Genomic DNA, 15,128 nt, shown 5'->3' on the forward strand with positions numbered 1-15,128 from the left:
GCGATGGAGAACCCTGAAGACGCGTAGAGTGACGGCCGTGTCCGACACCGCAGCACCCACGCCCGAGCCCCTCCTCTGCGCCGCGTTCGCCGCCGATCTCGACGCCGCCGACTTCCGCTCGGAGCCGCTCAGGAGTCTGTGGGGGAGCGAGGCGGACGACGCGCTCGCCCGCGGGACGCGCGAGCCGATCCTGCGTGCGATCTCCGGTGACGAGGGTGTGCTCGCCACACTCGGCAGGCTGCTCGTCCTCGGCATGCCGCAGCCGGTCGCCGCCGTCGAGGCCGCGCTCCCGCAACTGAGCGTGCAGGGACTCGTGAGCCTCGGACTGGCGACGCTGACGGAGGATGCCGTCACCCCGACCGCTCTGCTGCGACCGCAGTCGTTCGTCGACGCCGACGGCATCGGCGAGTGGTGGATCGCGAGCGATCTCGACGAGGTGGCCCTCGACGGCGCCCTCCCCGCCGATCACGTCCTGGGCGTCGGAGGCGCATCCCGCACGCTCGCCGAGATCGTGATGCCCCTCGAGGTCGACCGCGCCCTCGATCTGGGCACCGGCTGCGGCATCCAGGCCCTTCTGGTGTCGCGGCACGCGGCATCCGTCGTGGCGACCGACATCTCCGCGCGTGCGCTCGCCTACGCCGAGCTGAACGCGATGCTCAACGGCGCCCGCAACATCGAGTTCCGTCTGGGCAGCATGTTCGAGCCCGTCGAGGGGGAGGCGTTCGATCTGATCGTCTCCAACCCTCCGTTCGTGATCACGCCGCGCGTCGACGGCGTGCCCGAGTACGAGTACCGCGACGGCGGTCTCGTGGGGGACGCGCTGGTGGAGCAGTTCGTGCGCACCGCTCCGTCGTACCTCACCGCGGGCGGGGCGGCGCAGCTGCTCGGCAATTGGGAGTCGCGCGTCGTCGAGTCCGGGCTCGACCGCCTCTCGTCCTGGGTTCCCGCCGACGTCGACCTGTGGGTCATCCAGCGGGAGGAGCTCTCCCCGCTCGGCTACGCGGAGCTGTGGATCCGCGACGGCGGCACGACCCCGCGCGATGCGGCGTTCACGAGGCTGCTCACCGCGTGGCTCGACGACTTCGAGGAGCGCGGCGTCTCCGCGGTGGGCTTCGGGTACATCCTGCTGCGCCGCCTGGCGAACCCCACGGCGACGCCGCTGCGGCGGATCGAGCGGATGCCGCAGCCGGTGTCGAACGTCGGCGGAGCGCTGCGTCAGGGGCTCGAGGCGCACGACCTGCTCGCCGACGGACTGCCGACGACGCTCTTCACGGCATCCGACGTCACCGAGGCGCGGCATCTTCTTCCCGGCAACGACGACCCGAGCGTGATCGAACTTCGCCAGGGCGGCGGGCTCGCCCGCACTCTCAAGGTCGACTCCGCGCTCGCCGCCTTCGTCGGAGCCTGCGACGGCGACCTCACGGTCGTGCAGATCGTGTCGGCCCTCGCCGACCTGTTCGAGGTGCCGCTGGTCGACCTGTGGGCAGACCTCGAGCCCCGCATCCGTCAGCTCGTGCTCGACGGGCTGCTGCACGGCTGAGCGCGCAGCAGCCCGTCGTCGCTATGCCAGGCGCCGACGCGCGCCGCGGATGAGGGCGAGTCCGCCCAGCAGCGCGAACAGGGCGATGAGCCCGAGTCCGAGCGACGGCGCGGCATCCGCACCCGTCGCGGCGAGCCCGCCGGTTCCGGTGCCTCCGCCCGTCGCGGGTGCGACGACCGTGGTGGATGCCGTCAGCAGGCGCGCAGTGCCCTCGGCGCCGATCCCGACTGCGGCGATCGTGTGCGCTCCGAGGGTCTGGCCGGCGGGGATGGTGATGACGGCCGAGAACGATCCCGTGCCGTCGGCGACGGTCGTGCCGAGCATCGTCGGCACCGAGTAGATGCCGAGCTGGATCGTCGCCCCGGGGAGGAAGCCGGAGCCGCCGATCGTGAGCTGCTGGCCGCGCACGACCGAGGCGGGAACCCCGGTCAGCGCGCCGTCGGATGCGCTCGGGAGCACGGACGGGAGGGCCACGGTGGTCAGCACGGTGATCTGCACGGTGGTCTCGGTGGTGCCGAAGCCGTTCGCCGCGGTGACCGTGATCTCCACCGCGCCGGCGTCGGCGAGGGCCGGGGTGCCGGTGAGGGTGGCGGTGCCGTCGCCGGCATCCGTGAACGTCAGCCAGGCCGGGACGCCTGTGGCGGTGAGCGTGCTCACCGGGAGACCGGTGCTCGTGATGTCGACCGTGACGGCGGCGCCCGCCAGCGCGGTGATCGGGTCGATCGCGTCGACGACCGGCGTCTGGCCGACCGTGAGCAGGACCTCGTCGCTCGTCGCCGAGCCCGCCGTGTTCGTGAACACCGCACGGAACAGCGTGCCGTCGTTGCCGATCGTCGGCGTGATCGTCAGCGTGGTGCCCGTGGCTCCGGCGACGTCGGACCAGGAGCCGCCGGTGAAGAGCTGCCACTGCACGGTCGGGACCGGGTGCCCGGTCGCGGTTGCGGTGAACGTCGCGTCCGTACCCTCCAGGACCGTCGCGGCGACCGGCTGGGCCGTGATGACGGGGGCCTCGTTCACCGTGAGCGTGAAGCTCTGCGTGACGCTGCTGCCGTCGATCGAGAGCTCGAAGGAGGCGGTTCCGCCCGAGCCTGCCGGGGGCGTGCCCACCAGCGTCTGCGAACCCGCGACGCCGTCGAGGGAGAGCCAGGCCGGCGCTCCGCTGATGCTCACCGCGTTCTTCACGGGGAACCCGGGGCTGACGGTGACGGGGAACGATCCAGCGGAGCCGACCGTGAACGTGGTGTGGTCGGCGCTCGTGAAGCTCGGCGCCTCCCTGATCGTGAGGAAGAAGGAGCTTGGCTCGGTGCCGTGGATGTTCGTCGCGCTCAGAGCGATCGAGTACTCGCCGGCCACTGCGGTCGGCGTGCCGTGCAGCCTCGCCGTCCCGTCTCCGTTGTCGTCGAGGGAGAGTCCGGCGGGCACGGGCCCGGTTGCGGCGATCGTCGGCGTCGGCACACCCGTCGTGGCGATGGTGATGTCGACGGACTCGCCGCGGTCGACGGTCGCGACCATGGCGCTCGTGAATGCCGGGAGCGAGCCGACCACCGTGATCTTCACAGTGATCTGGTCGGTGCCGAATCCGTTGTCCGCCGTGACCGAGATGTTCACCGCACCGGCGTCCGTCAGGGCGGGGGTGCCGCTGAGGGTGGCGGTGCCGTCGCCGGCATCCGTGAACGTCAGCCAGGCGGGCACGCCCGTGGCGGTCAGAGCGCTCACCGGGATGCCGGTGCTGGCGATGTCGACGGTCAGGGGCGTCCCGACCGGGGCCGTCACGGGGTCCACCTCGTCCAGCACCGGCACCTGACCGACCGAGAGCACGGCTTCGTCACTGGTGACCGTGCCCGCGGAGCTCGTGAACACGGCGCGCAGTCGTGCGCCGGCATCCGAAATCGTGGTGTCGATGCTCAGCGTGGTCGAGGTCTCACCCGCGATGTCGGTCCACGAGCCGCCGGTGAAGCGCTGCCACCGCACGGTCGGGGTCGGGTAGCCGGAGGCGGTCGTGGTGAAGTCGGCGTCCGCGCCGGCGATCACGCTGATCGAGTCGGGCTGGTCGGTGATGACGGGAGCCTCGTGCACCGTCAGAGTGAACTCCTGGGTGACGGAGCTGCCCGTGATGGCCAGGTCGAAGGTGTACGTGCCGCCCGCACCCGCGGGCGGCGTGGCCTGCAGCTGCTGCATGCCCGCCGCGCCGAGCAGGGTGAGCCAGGCCGGGGCGCCAGTGAGGGTCACCGTGTTCAGCACAGGGAACCCGGCGTCGACGACGATCGGGAAGAGTCCGGGCGTGCCGACCGTGAACGTCGTGTGGTCGGCGCTCGTGAACGCCGGCGGCGCGGTGATCGTCAGGGTGAAGTCGGCCGGGGTGGTGCCGAGCGCGTTCGCCGCGGTCAGATGTATGACGTGCTCGCCGGGTCCGGCGGTCGACGTGCCGTGCAGACGGGCCGTGCCGTCTCCGTTGTCATCGAGCTGGAGACCGGCGGGGAGACCTCCCGTCGCCGCGATCTCCGGCACCGGGGAGCCGGACGCGGTGATCGTGACGTCGACGGGGTCGCCGTCGGCGACGGATGCCGTGAGCGATCCGGTGAACGACGGCGCGGCGCCGATCGTGACGGTGAGGGTCTGCTGCACCGGTGCGCCGCCGTTGGACGCGGTCAGGGTCAGGGGATAGGTGCCCGAGCTCGTCGGCGTGCCGGAGAGCGTCGCCGAGCCGGAGCCGGCGGAGAAGGTCAGTCCTGGAGGGGCACTGGGTGAGGTCAGCGAGATGTTCGGCACCGGGAAGCCGGTGGCGGTGACCGTGAAGCTGAACGGCGTGCCGACCGTGGCGGTCGCGCTCGCCGCGCTCGTGAACGCCGCGATCTGACGCACGGCGACGGAGACGGGCACGGATGCCGCCCCGAAGGTCGCCGTGGCGCCGCCAGGGCCGCCCGTGCTGCCGGAGGTGAAGGTCGTGGTCGCCTCGCCGAGGTGGAACGCGGAGGACGAGACCGAGGAGCCGGACGGAGCGACGCCGGTCCACCCGACGGTCGCGCCCTCGAAGGCGGAGAGGTTCGCGCCGCCGATGGTGCTGCCGGCGGAGTTCGTGCGCAGCGATGCGGTGAACGTGGCGGTCGACGCGGTGTCGATCAGGCTCGCGCTCGTCGTCGCACTCAGCACGAGGTAGGGGTTCGCCGATCCGCTGGCGATGCTCGTGGTGTCGCACCCCGCGGCACCCGGACCGCCGTTGCAGCCCCACCAGCTGTTCGTCAGCGTCGCGACGGTCGTGGCGCTCGTGCGCACGGCGGCGGCGCCGGTGTTGCCCGAGAAGGAGTTGTACTGGGCGCTGAGGGCGCCGTCTGCGGCATCCAGCGCGCCGCCTCCTGCGGATGCGCCGCTGGCGACGTTCGCGGTGAAGACGTTGCCGGTCACCGTCGACGGGCCCTGGAGCTGCTGGATCGCGCCGCCGCGTGCCGCCGTGCCGCTCGTGCCGTCGGCGACGTTGGAGCCGAACGTGCTGCCGGAGATCTGCGCCGTCCCGACACCGTTCGAGTCGATCGCGATCGCGCCGCCGCCGGCGACGATCCCCGCCGACGCGGTCACCCTGTTGTTCGTGAACGTGGAATCGGTCACGGAGAGGGCGTCGCCCGATGCGGAGGCCTCGTAGTACACGGCACCGCCGTTGGCGGGACCGGCGTCGTTGCCGTCGAACGTCGAGTCCTCGATCGTGAGGTCGCCGCCGATGAACTGGATCGCGCCGCCGGGGTTGGCGGTGCCGCCGGTCGACCTGTTGTCGATGAACCGGGTGTCGCGCACGACGAGCGAGTCGGGGGAGGCCGCGGTGAAGCTGCCCGCGATGATCGCGCCGCCGCCGTAGACGGTGTCCCTGCCGCCGGTGAAGGCGAAGCCGTCGATCTCGACGGAGATGCCGCCCACGAGGTCGGCGTCGATCGCGAGGAGCTGCGTCGATCCGCCGCCGACGACGCTCGCGCGTCCTCCGGACGACGCCACACGCACGTCGGTACCCGACTGCGTACCGAGCTTCAGGGCCCCGCCGGTGAGGGTGTACGTGCCACCGGGCACCGTGATCGTGCTCTCGCCGCCGAGGTTGCTCGCCACGCAGAGCGCATTGCGCAGCGTCACGGGCGAGGCCGTCGTCGTGACGCTCGGCGTCGAGCATGCGCCGTTCGCATCGGCGTCGGTGAAGCTCGTGACGGTGATCGTGGTCGCGGCCGCAGCGGGATCGGCGACGACGAGCCCGACGGTGCTCAACGCGAGCACGGCGACGGCGGCGATGGCGCCGCGCGTCGAGAGGGGGGACATCCGGGGAGCAGACATCGAAGTCCTTCGCTCGGGCGCTGGGGGCACCGTGAGATCAACGGGAATATCGGAATGCTATCGGTTGGCCACGCCGGGTGATAGCGTCAGTTCCGCACCTCGCCTGATAAGGCACTCCCCAGGGTGCATCCGACTGCAGGAGCGCTCATGACTGCTGTGATCTCTCGCCGAGGCGTGCTCGGAGCCGGTGCCGTCGTGCTCGGCGTCGGCATGGCCGCCGGCGCACCCCCGGCCGTGGCCGCGACCTCGTCGCGGCCGATGACGGATGCCGCGGCATCCGCTACCGCCGCCGATCCGCTCGCCCCCGTGCGTTCGATGTTCGCCGGGCGCGAGGGCGCCGAGTTCTCGGGATCCTCCCCGTGGTCGGCCCACCGCCTGGTGCTGGCGAGCGTCGACGATCTCCACGGGGGAGGGGATGCCGAGAACCGCTTCCGTCTGGAGTTCATGACCGACGACGGCGCCCGCGACGGCATCTACCGCCTCACGCAGGGCGGAGAGCTCGTCGCTTCCCTGTTCCTTGCGAGGGTCGGCGGCGATGCGCGGCTCGAGGCCACGATCGACCGGGGAGAGGGTGCGGCATGAGCGAGTACTACGTCGGCGAGATCCGCCTCTTCGCCGGGAACTTCGCCCCTGCCGGCTGGGCGTTCTGCAATGGACAGCTCGTCAGCATCGCCGAGAACGAGACGCTGTACGCCCTGATCGGCACGACCTACGGCGGCGACGGACAGACGACATTCGCTCTCCCCGACCTCCAAGGGCGCTCGGCCGTGCACATGGGCACGCGGTCCGGTGTCGGAACCTACGTCAGCGGGCAGAAGGGCGGCGCCGAGACGGTCACCCTGACGTCGCAGCAGCTGCCGTCGCACACCCACGCCGCCGTCTACTCGGCCACCGCAGGAGGCACATCGCCCGCGTCGTCGCGCTGGGCCGCGCAGTCGTCGAACGCGTATTCGGACGCCGCGTCGAATGCCACGCTCGCGGGTAACGCGATCTCCCCGGCCGGCGGCAACCTGCCTCACGAGAACATGCCGCCGTTCGTCGCGGTGTCGTACATCATCGCCCTCTACGGCATCTTCCCCTCGCAGAACTGAGCACACGATGAGCTTGCAATTCCTCGGCGAGATCCGCCGTGTCTCCTTCAACTTCGCCCCCAGAGGCTGGGCACTGTGCGACGGACAGATCATGTCCATCGCACAGAACCAGGCGCTGTTCTCGTTGCTCGGAACGACCTACGGGGGCAACGGGGTCACGACCTTCGCGCTCCCCGATCTGCGCGGCAGGTCTCCGATCCACCCCAGCCCCAACGGCATCGTCCAGGGGCAGGTCGGCGGGGAGGCTTCGCACACCCTGTCGGTCCAGGAGATGCCTCAGCACACGCATGTCGTGCAGGCGTCGTCGGGTCCCGCCGACACCGCAACGCCGCAGGGCACGTACTGGGCAGCGCCAGCAGAACCCACCTACGGCACGGATGCCAGCGGCATCATGAGCTCCTCCGCGATCGGGGTGGCGGGTGGCAATCAGGCGCACGAGAACCAGTCGCCCTATCTCGTCGTCAACCACATCATCGCGCTGACGGGCGTCTTCCCGTCTCGCAACTGACCTTCGATCCACGGGAGAGCGCATCATGGTGGACCCATACCTCGGCGAGATCCGCACCGTCGGCTTCAACTTCGCCCCTCAGGGGTGGGCTCTGTGCAGCGGCCAGCTCATCCCCATCTCGCAGAACACGGCGCTCTTCTCGCTCCTCGGCACGAACTACGGTGGTGACGGGAAGGTGACGTTCGCCCTGCCCAACCTGAACGGCTCGTTCGTGATCGGCCAGGGAGATGGGCAGGGTCTCACGCCCCGCATCGTCGGCGAGATGGGCGGAACTCCGTCGGTCACCCTTCTCAGCTCGGAGATGCCGGGTCACACGCACACCGCCAACGCCGTGGCGACTCCGGGCAACACCGGCAGCCCGGCCGACCGGCGCTGGGCCGAGACCCGGTACGGCAGGGCCACCCGCAACGCGTACTCCTCGTCGAAGAACACGGCGATGGCACCCGACGCCCTCGCCTTGTCGGGAGGGAACGCGGCGCACAACAACATGCCCCCGTATGTGGGCATGTATTACGTGATCGCGCTGCAGGGCGTCTTCCCGCCGCGTGGATGACGACGCCGCTCGAATCGAACGGGTCTCCATCGACGACCCTCGTCTTCGTGCGATCGCCGCGGAGGAGCTGCATCAGCGCCTGAACGGCATCCCGGTGGCGGTCGCAGGGCCGCTCGTCGAGGTGCAGCTGACCTCGAAGTTCGCGGGACTGCTGGCACAGCATCCGGATGCCGTGGGCCTGCTGCTCTCGATGGACGGCGCTCCCGTCGCCTACGCGGTGACCGCGGATGCCGTGGACTCCGCGGCTGTCGTGCGCCTGTGCGACATCGCGGTGTCGGCAACGGCCAGGGGGAGGGGCTTCGGCGGGCGGCTGCTGTCGATCATCCTCGGCGAAGCGGATGCCGCCGAGGCCGTCGTCACGCTGTCGGTGTGGCACGACGCCCCGGCCCGCGGCTGGTACGAGCGCCGCGGCTTCGTTGTGGCCGGCGGGGACGGGGACAGCTACCTGGAGATGCGGCGGGAGACCGCGGGGGAATACCCCGGCATCCATTCGGTTGCATAGACATATGAAGGCTTTCGGATTCCTCTCCTTCGGGCACTACGGCGATGTGCCCGGCTCGACGACCCGCACCGCGGGCGACATGCTGAAGCAGACGATCGAGATCGCGGAGGGTGCAGACGAGCTCGGCGTGAACGGCGCCTACGTGCGCGTGCACCACTGGGCGCGCCAGGCCGCGTCGCCCATGCCGCTGCTGTCGGCCATGGCCGCGCGCACGGAGCGCATCGAGGTCGGCACGGGCGTGATCGACATGCGGTACGAGAACCCGTTCCAGTTCGCCGAGGAGGCTGCCGCGCTCGACTTCATCGCCGACGGCCGCATCGCGCTCGGCGTGAGCCGCGGGTCACCCGAGACCGCGCTGCGCGGCTACGAGACCTTCGGATACCTCGACCAGGAGGACCCTGAGCGCGGCAGCGTGCTCGCCCGTGAGAAGTTCGACCTGTTCCTCTCGGCCATCGAGGGCGAACGGCTCGCGCCGGGCGACCCTCGCATGGTCGGCGCCGGCCACTACCTCGCCGTCGAACCGCACTCGCCGACGCTCCGCGACCACATCTGGTGGGGCTCGGGTTCTCGCGCGACGGCGGAGGAGACCGGCCGCAAGGGCCTCAACATGATGAGCTCGACGCTCGTCACCGAGGCCACGGGGCAGCCGTTCCATGAGCTGCAGCGCGAGCAGATCGACCTGTTCCGTGCCGCCTACAAGGAGGCAGGGCACACAGGATCCCCTCGCGTCTCGGTGAGCCGCAGCGTGTTCCCGCTCGTCTCCGACATGGACCGGGCGTACTTCGGTCTGCGCAGCGAGGAGAACGCCGACCAGATCGGCGTGATCGACGGCTTCCGCTCGACCTTCGGCAAGACCTACGCGGCCGAGCCCGACGTGCTGATCCGGCAGCTGCTCGCGGACGAGGCCGTGATGGCGGCGGACACGCTCATGCTGACGATCCCGAACCAGCTCGGGCCGGAGTACAACCTGCACGTGCTGGAGGCGTTCGCCGAGCACGTCGCCCCCGCACTCGGGTGGAAGCCCAACACCGAAGGGCCCGTCCAGGGCGATCCCGTCGCCTGAGGCCGGGCGAGGTCGGGGCTCGACGGATGGACGCGTGAGGCGTCCACCCGTCGACGAGGTGCCCGAGAAACAATCCCCGTCGGCGCGACGCCCTCTGCACCGTATGCCGGTGAGCGTGCGTGGTATCTTCGCAGACTGCGAGCAAGTCTGACCGAGGGGGACAGGTGCGTAGACGGGGATCGAACATCGCATTGGCGGTTGTCGGGGTGATCGCACTGGCGATGATCGGGGCGGGAGCGTCATCGCTCGGGAGCGCGAACGAGCAGCGGCTTCAGACGCAGCGATTGATGGAGCAGGGGCACCAGGCGACGGTCTCGGACGCACGGGTCAAGGTGTTCCAGGGGAGCGACGGAGAACGTCGAGGCGTCGAGGTGGAGGTGACGTTCTCGGACGTGAACGCGGCCGTGACGACGGCTACGTTGCGCACGACTCCGACCATCCCGGTGGCGATCTCCGGTCCGGACGGCTGGGAAGACGAGTTCCCGGGGAAGGCCGACATCGTCGGCGCGGAAGTCCGGTATCTGCCGGGAGCCCCAGCGACGGTCGAACTCGAGTCCGAGCTGTCGGCGCAGGCCGCCTCCGGATGGGGGTTCTTCGACATCTTCGGCATCGCGCTGTGCGCGATGGGAGGAATAATCCTCGTGATCGTACTGACAGTGGCGCTGCGATCGCGCCGCGGAATCGAGTAGTTCATGAACCCGACAGCACTCAGGAGCGGAAGCTCTGCGCTCGCACTCGTCGCCGTGCTCGGGCTCTCCGCCTGTGCGATCGGGCCGGTCGCCCCGGCAGATCCCGTGCATGAGACGTCGGCTATGGCCGACGGGGTGAACTCCTCGTTCAGCAAGGACGGGGTGGAGGAGATCACACGGAGCGGGGCGGCGCAGATCGATCTGCGCTCCGGGAGTATGACTGCCCAGCAGCTGGGCGTATCCGATGCCAAGGATCTGTGGGACGTCAGCGTTCCGCTCTCCGATCCCGTCGCGTTCACCGTGCTGGGCCCCGACGGGAAGCTCGAGGCGGAGACGAGCACAATCCGCGTGCGGGCGGATAGTGACGGAACCGTCAGAGCGGTCGCCTACTTCGTGGTGTTCTCCCGGATTGACGACCTCGTCCAGCGAGTCCGCGAGGATGCCGAACTCGTAGGCATCGATCCCTCCGATGTGCAGAGCTTCGTCACCGAGGTGTCGCGGGACGGCGAGGCCCAGCTGTCTCTGAACGACGGCGACGATCTCGGCTTCCAGGTGAGCATCACCATCACGGTCGACCGCGCGGAGTCCGGGCAGGTTCTGCAGTACACGATCATCCCCGCGTCACAGATCGACGGGTAGCTCCGCGAAGTCTGCCCGATCTGTCGACGGCCTCGATGCCGACCACGTAAGCGGCGTCTCATCGCCGGTCGCCCAGGTGACGGCTCGAAGGGCGTGGAGCAGCGCCTGGATCGACACAGACCCCTGGGACGTCCGACGGACAGCGAGGGAGATGCTCCGGAAGGCGTTCGCATGGCGCAGGGGGACGGCCACGACACCCTGCGGCAGCGGCGCCCGTCCGAGGCGCGGAATCGCAGTGATCGCCAGCCCGTGAGCGACGAAGCTCACGAGGGAGGTGAACTCGCTGGCCTCGTAGATCCGGCGAGGTCGTAGCGCGGGTGCCTTCTGATGGCTCGAGAACCAGACTCGGTAGGACGGCTCTCCTGCAGGGGTCAGCGCCCAGACCTGATCCCTCAGATCGTGGAAGTGCACGTACTCGGCATCCGCCAGAGGGTGATCCGACGGCACCAGCACATCGATCGGATCCCTTCCGAGCGGAATGCGCGTGAGGATCGTGTCTTCGGGATCTTCAGCGCTTCCCCAGGTCTTCACGATCGCCGCGTGAATCCGACCGGAACGCACCGCCTCGAGCGCGGGAAGGGGCTCGAGCTCGTGGAGCTCGACGGTGAGGTCGGGATGTTCGCGGCCGAGTGCCGCCATGGCGGGAAGGAGCAGACCTCGGGTGGCCGTAGGGAAGGCGCCGATGTCGATCGTTCCCGACGGTTCCTGCATCGTCGATGCGGCGAGGTCGTCGATCTCCAGCAGGAGGGGGCGTCCTCGGGTGGCGAGGTCCTGAGCACGTTGGGTGAGAACGACTCTTCGTCCCACCCTCTCCACCATCGGCATGCCGAGGGTGCCCTCGATCCGGCGGAGGTGCTGGGTCACGTTGGAGGGGGAGTATCCGAGCCTGGCGGCGGTCGCCGTCACCGTGCCCTCCTCATCGAGCGTCACAAGGATGCGCAGACCGAGGAGATCAATCATTCAGTCAGGCTAACTGGTTGGCTTCAGTGATCGGTACTGGACGTTGCGCGGTGTCAGGGGGAGGATCGCAGAGGCGGCCGATCGGGTCTGCCTCTCGATGGTCCTCAGGATCCGCCGTCGATCAAGTGAAATCAGCAGAGAGCACAAGGTGACGAGATGTTCCCTCGCAAAGCGATGACGGTGACGTGGCGCAGGACGTTCATCGCCGGCGTGGCGCTGGCGAGCGCGATGGTGGGATTGACCGGGTGCGCCCCGGATCCCTCGACGCCGAACTACCCGGCGACGCCGATGGCGCCCGCGCCGACGTCGTCGGCAGAGCCTTCCGATGCCGGAGGCGCATCGATGGACTCGACCGCCACGGCGTGCACCGCCTTCAACGAATCGTTCGTCACCTACGCACAGCTGGTTGCCGCATCTGGCACGCAGGACGAGTTCGGGGCCCTCGGGCTCGCCTTGACGCAGTCCTCACGCGAGGCCCAGGACGCGGGCGTCGATGCGAACGTCGTCGGCGCTCTCTCCGGGCTGTCCGTCCTCGCCCTCTCCCGCTCGGTCGGTGACGGAACGGTCGACAGCACAGACGAGGACAACGTCATCCAGGCGGTCCTGCACTCGAGTTCCGCCTGCGACAGCGCCGGAGTCACCATCTCGATGGGCTGAACCCACCGAGCTCACCAACCGCATCACCTGGGGGGATACACCGTGAAGAGCTCCAAGAAGCTGTACCTCGACAAGAACCGCTACGACGGCTCCGGCGCAGACATCACCAGCCTCGGCAAGATCGACAGCGGCTGGACCGGCAAGAACTACTCCAACTAGGCCGTGGGAGCGATGCACCTCAGGCCCGGGTCCGTCTCGACCATTTCGCTCGGAGGCTACTGAGATGACACTGCCGCCACCTTTGCCATCCCTGCCGCCACCGAGGGAGGCACTGCGCACTCCTGCGCCTGTTTGGGATCGCGTGATCTCGATCGTGATCCTCGCACTGCTGCCCGTCGTCGCTCTGGGGAGCTCATTCTTCGCGATCGTCTCGATCATGGGATCCGCCGTCTGCGGGCCGGGCGACTGCGACACGGGCGTCATGAACACCGGCGGCTTCATCGCGGGGTTCCTACCATGGCTCATCTTCGTCGCCGCATCCGTCATCGTGATCGTCGCCTTGGTGCGAGGGCGGCGCGCGTTCTGGTACGCGATCTCGGCATTCGTGCTCGCTCTGGTCGCCGGGGTCGGCGGGGTCCTGCTCATCTTCTCGGAGCTGCTGGGGCGAAACACGGTGTGAGTCACGGCCCCACTCTCCCTCGCCAACGTTCTGGCATATCGGTACGCTGGGCGCCATGCGTGTGTATCGGAGCGGGGTCATCGCCGGAGCGATCGTCGTCATCGCGGCACTGGTGGGGGCGATTCCCGCCGCCGCCGCGACGACCACGTCGTGGGCGGGGTGGCAGCCGCTGGCCGGAGCGCCCGGCGCCTACACGAGCGCGGTGCAGATCGCGGCGAAACCCGTGGTGACCGCGACGGTGACCAGTGACTCCCGTGGCGGCCAGGTCGGTGTCATCACGGGAGCCTCCACCTGGCTCTCGGAGGGCACGCCGGTCGGCGCGAAGTACGGCAGCAGCCTGAACCAGCCGTACCTGAACCTCCGTCCGAAGGCCGACAACGCCACCAGCCCGTCGACGACGACCTACTCCTTCGCAGCTCCGACCCCGGCATCCGGATGGACCTTCGTGCTCGGCGACATCGACGCCGACGCTGTACGCATCCACGCCGTCGCCGCCGACGGACACGTGCTCGACGCGACGGAGCTGGGCTTCCGCGGCGGCTTCAACTACTGCGCCCCGGGTGTCGTCGGCAAGCCGTCCTGCACGGGCGATGCCGCGGACGTCCCGACGTGGGATGCCGCCACGCTCACCCTCACGGGCAACGCGGCCGCCGCCGACACGAGCGGCGCCGCGGGCTGGTTCGAGCCCTCGACGCCGATCGTGTCGCTCTCGTTCGTGTTCACGCGTCGCGCGGGCCTGCCCGTCTACCAGACCTGGTTCGCCTCCCTCGCTCGCGACGTCACCGGCACCGTGACCGACACGGCCGAGGGCCCGTTGGACGGCGTCGAGCTCACGCTCACCGATGCGAACGGCGCCGTCGTCGGCACGACCACGACGGCGGCGGGCGGTACCTACTCCTTCCCCGGTGTCGTGGCGACCGACGGCTACACCGTGCGCGTCGCCCCTCCGGCGGGCAAGATCTCCGAGGATCCGAACGCGCAGACGGTCGACCTCACGGATGCCGACGGTGTCGCCGACTTCACGGTGCGCGACATCGTGCCCGTCACGGTGTCCGGACGGGTCACCGACACCGACGGCACGCCCATCGCCGGTCTCACCGTCACGATCGACGGGCGCACGACGACGACGGATGCCGACGGCCAGTACCTCTTCGACAAGGTTCCCGTCGGCACGCACAGCGCCACGATCACCAGACCGGACGGCTACACGATCGTCACGACTCCGCCTCCCTTCACCGTCGCGGACGGCAGCGAGACGCCCATCACCGGCGTCGACTTCCGCCTCGCCGAGAACCCGACGCTCAGCGGAACCGTGCGCGCGGGGGGCTCTGGCGTCGCGGGGGTGACGGTGACGGCATCCGGTCCGGGCGGCACCCCGCTCAGCACGGTGACCGACGCGAACGGCGACTACTCCTTCCCGCGGCTACCGCTCGGCGAGTACACCGTCGCCGTCGAGGTGCCGGACGGGTACGCGGCATCCGGTGCGGTCTCGCGGGACGAGAGTGTCATCGAAGGCGACGTCGACGACGTGGACTTCGCGCTGGTTCGCCTCGGCGCGATCGACGGCACCGTGCGCACCGACGGCGGCGCCGCGGTGTCCGGCGTCGTGATCTCGGTCTCCGGTCCCGGTGGCACGCAGCAGCTGACGACGGATGCCGACGGCGCCTACGGCCTCGGCACCCTCCCGCCAGGCAGCTACACGATCACCGTGACGCCGCCCTCGGGCAGCACCGTGGTCGGCGCCGCCACCCGGACCGTCGTCATCACCGACGCCGGAGAGGTCGTCGTCGACCAGGACTTCACCCTCGCCGCCGCAGTCGTCACCCCGACCCCGACTCCGAGCGTCCCGTCGACCGGAGGCAACCGTCTGCCCGCGACCGGACTCGGCCCCGAGACGTTCGTGTGGGCAGGCATCGGCGCCGCGGTGCTCATCCTCGGGGGCGTGCTCGTGGTGCTCTCGCGTCGCCGCTCGAAGGGCGACTGACGAGGCGCTACGCTG

At 69.8% G+C, this 15,128-nt stretch carries 14 protein-coding genes; 12 read left to right on the plus strand and 2 right to left on the minus strand.

From position 1 onward, the window contains the following. The first annotated feature begins 28 nt into the window (after nt 1-28). Nucleotides 29-1,540 (plus strand): methyltransferase, encoded by a 1,512-nt coding sequence (locus tag ACFVRO_RS04010; protein WP_386949504.1) that lies wholly within the window; start codon nt 29-31, stop codon nt 1,538-1,540. A 21-nt stretch (nt 1,541-1,561) separates the two neighbouring features. Here the strand turns inward: ACFVRO_RS04010 and ACFVRO_RS04015 are convergent, their stop codons facing one another. Next, the gene (locus tag ACFVRO_RS04015) at nt 1,562-5,833 is read right to left on the minus strand and encodes a beta strand repeat-containing protein (RefSeq protein WP_386949507.1); all 4,272 of its coding nucleotides are present in this window, start codon (nt 5,831-5,833) and stop codon (nt 1,562-1,564) included. A 162-nt stretch (nt 5,834-5,995) separates the two neighbouring features. Between ACFVRO_RS04015 and ACFVRO_RS04020 the strand changes: the two genes are divergently transcribed. The 8 genes from ACFVRO_RS04020 (at nt 5,996) to ACFVRO_RS04055 (ending at nt 10,893) form a co-directional block, all read left to right on the plus strand. Further along, nucleotides 5,996-6,430 carry a hypothetical protein gene (locus ACFVRO_RS04020; protein WP_386949510.1) on the plus strand — a complete coding sequence of 145 codons (435 nt, stop codon included), beginning with the start codon at nt 5,996-5,998 and terminating at the stop codon, nt 6,428-6,430. Then, complete coding sequence (locus tag ACFVRO_RS04025; protein ID WP_386949512.1) at nt 6,427-6,939, plus strand: phage tail protein; 513 nt, start codon at nt 6,427-6,429, stop codon at nt 6,937-6,939. The genes ACFVRO_RS04020 and ACFVRO_RS04025 overlap by 4 nt, the downstream gene beginning before the upstream one ends. Nucleotides 6,940-6,946: 7 nt before the next feature. Continuing rightward, the gene (locus ACFVRO_RS04030; protein WP_386949515.1) at nt 6,947-7,447 is read left to right on the plus strand and encodes a phage tail protein; all 501 of its coding nucleotides are present in this window, start codon (nt 6,947-6,949) and stop codon (nt 7,445-7,447) included. 25 nt (nt 7,448-7,472) lie between these two features. Further along, nucleotides 7,473-8,000, plus strand: a complete 528-nt coding sequence (locus tag ACFVRO_RS04035) for a phage tail protein (RefSeq protein WP_386949517.1) — start codon at nt 7,473-7,475, stop codon at nt 7,998-8,000. Further along, nucleotides 7,993-8,502 carry a GNAT family N-acetyltransferase gene (locus ACFVRO_RS04040; protein ID WP_386949519.1) on the plus strand — a complete coding sequence of 170 codons (510 nt, stop codon included), beginning with the start codon at nt 7,993-7,995 and terminating at the stop codon, nt 8,500-8,502. The genes ACFVRO_RS04035 and ACFVRO_RS04040 overlap by 8 nt, the downstream gene beginning before the upstream one ends. A gap of 4 nt (nt 8,503-8,506) precedes the next feature. Beyond that, on the plus strand, nt 8,507-9,565 hold the full coding sequence (locus tag ACFVRO_RS04045) for an LLM class flavin-dependent oxidoreductase (RefSeq protein WP_386949521.1): 1,059 nt from the start codon (nt 8,507-8,509) through the stop codon (nt 9,563-9,565). Nucleotides 9,566-9,771: 206 nt separating this feature from the next. Then, nucleotides 9,772-10,254, plus strand: coding sequence for a hypothetical protein (locus ACFVRO_RS04050; RefSeq protein WP_386949524.1), 483 nt, complete (start codon nt 9,772-9,774; stop codon nt 10,252-10,254). Between the two features lie 3 nt (nt 10,255-10,257). After that, complete coding sequence (locus tag ACFVRO_RS04055; RefSeq protein WP_386949527.1) at nt 10,258-10,893, plus strand: hypothetical protein; 636 nt, start codon at nt 10,258-10,260, stop codon at nt 10,891-10,893. Here ACFVRO_RS04055 and ACFVRO_RS04060 read toward each other — a convergent pair. Beyond that, nucleotides 10,876-11,853, minus strand: a complete 978-nt coding sequence (locus ACFVRO_RS04060; protein ID WP_386949530.1) for a LysR family transcriptional regulator — start codon at nt 11,851-11,853, stop codon at nt 10,876-10,878. The two genes, ACFVRO_RS04055 and ACFVRO_RS04060, sit on opposite strands and share 18 nt — an antisense overlap. 156 nt (nt 11,854-12,009) lie before the next feature. Here ACFVRO_RS04060 and ACFVRO_RS04065 point away from each other — a divergent pair, with 156 nt between their 5' ends. The 3 genes from ACFVRO_RS04065 (at nt 12,010) to ACFVRO_RS04075 (ending at nt 15,113) form a co-directional block, all read left to right on the plus strand. After that, nucleotides 12,010-12,510: a hypothetical protein gene (locus tag ACFVRO_RS04065; RefSeq protein ID WP_386949532.1), complete on the plus strand. Its 501-nt coding sequence runs from the start codon at nt 12,010-12,012 to the stop codon at nt 12,508-12,510. Between the two features lie 301 nt (nt 12,511-12,811). After that, nucleotides 12,812-13,129: a hypothetical protein gene (locus ACFVRO_RS04070; RefSeq protein ID WP_386949535.1), complete on the plus strand. Its 318-nt coding sequence runs from the start codon at nt 12,812-12,814 to the stop codon at nt 13,127-13,129. A gap of 55 nt (nt 13,130-13,184) precedes the next feature. After that, nucleotides 13,185-15,113 carry a collagen binding domain-containing protein gene (locus ACFVRO_RS04075; protein ID WP_386949537.1) on the plus strand — a complete coding sequence of 643 codons (1,929 nt, stop codon included), beginning with the start codon at nt 13,185-13,187 and terminating at the stop codon, nt 15,111-15,113. Nucleotides 15,114-15,128 lie beyond the last annotated feature (15 nt).

Origin of the sequence: Microbacterium sp. NPDC057944, from assembly GCF_042887445.1 — a bacterium.
Taxonomy (GTDB): domain Bacteria; phylum Actinomycetota; class Actinomycetes; order Actinomycetales; family Microbacteriaceae; genus Microbacterium; species Microbacterium natoriense.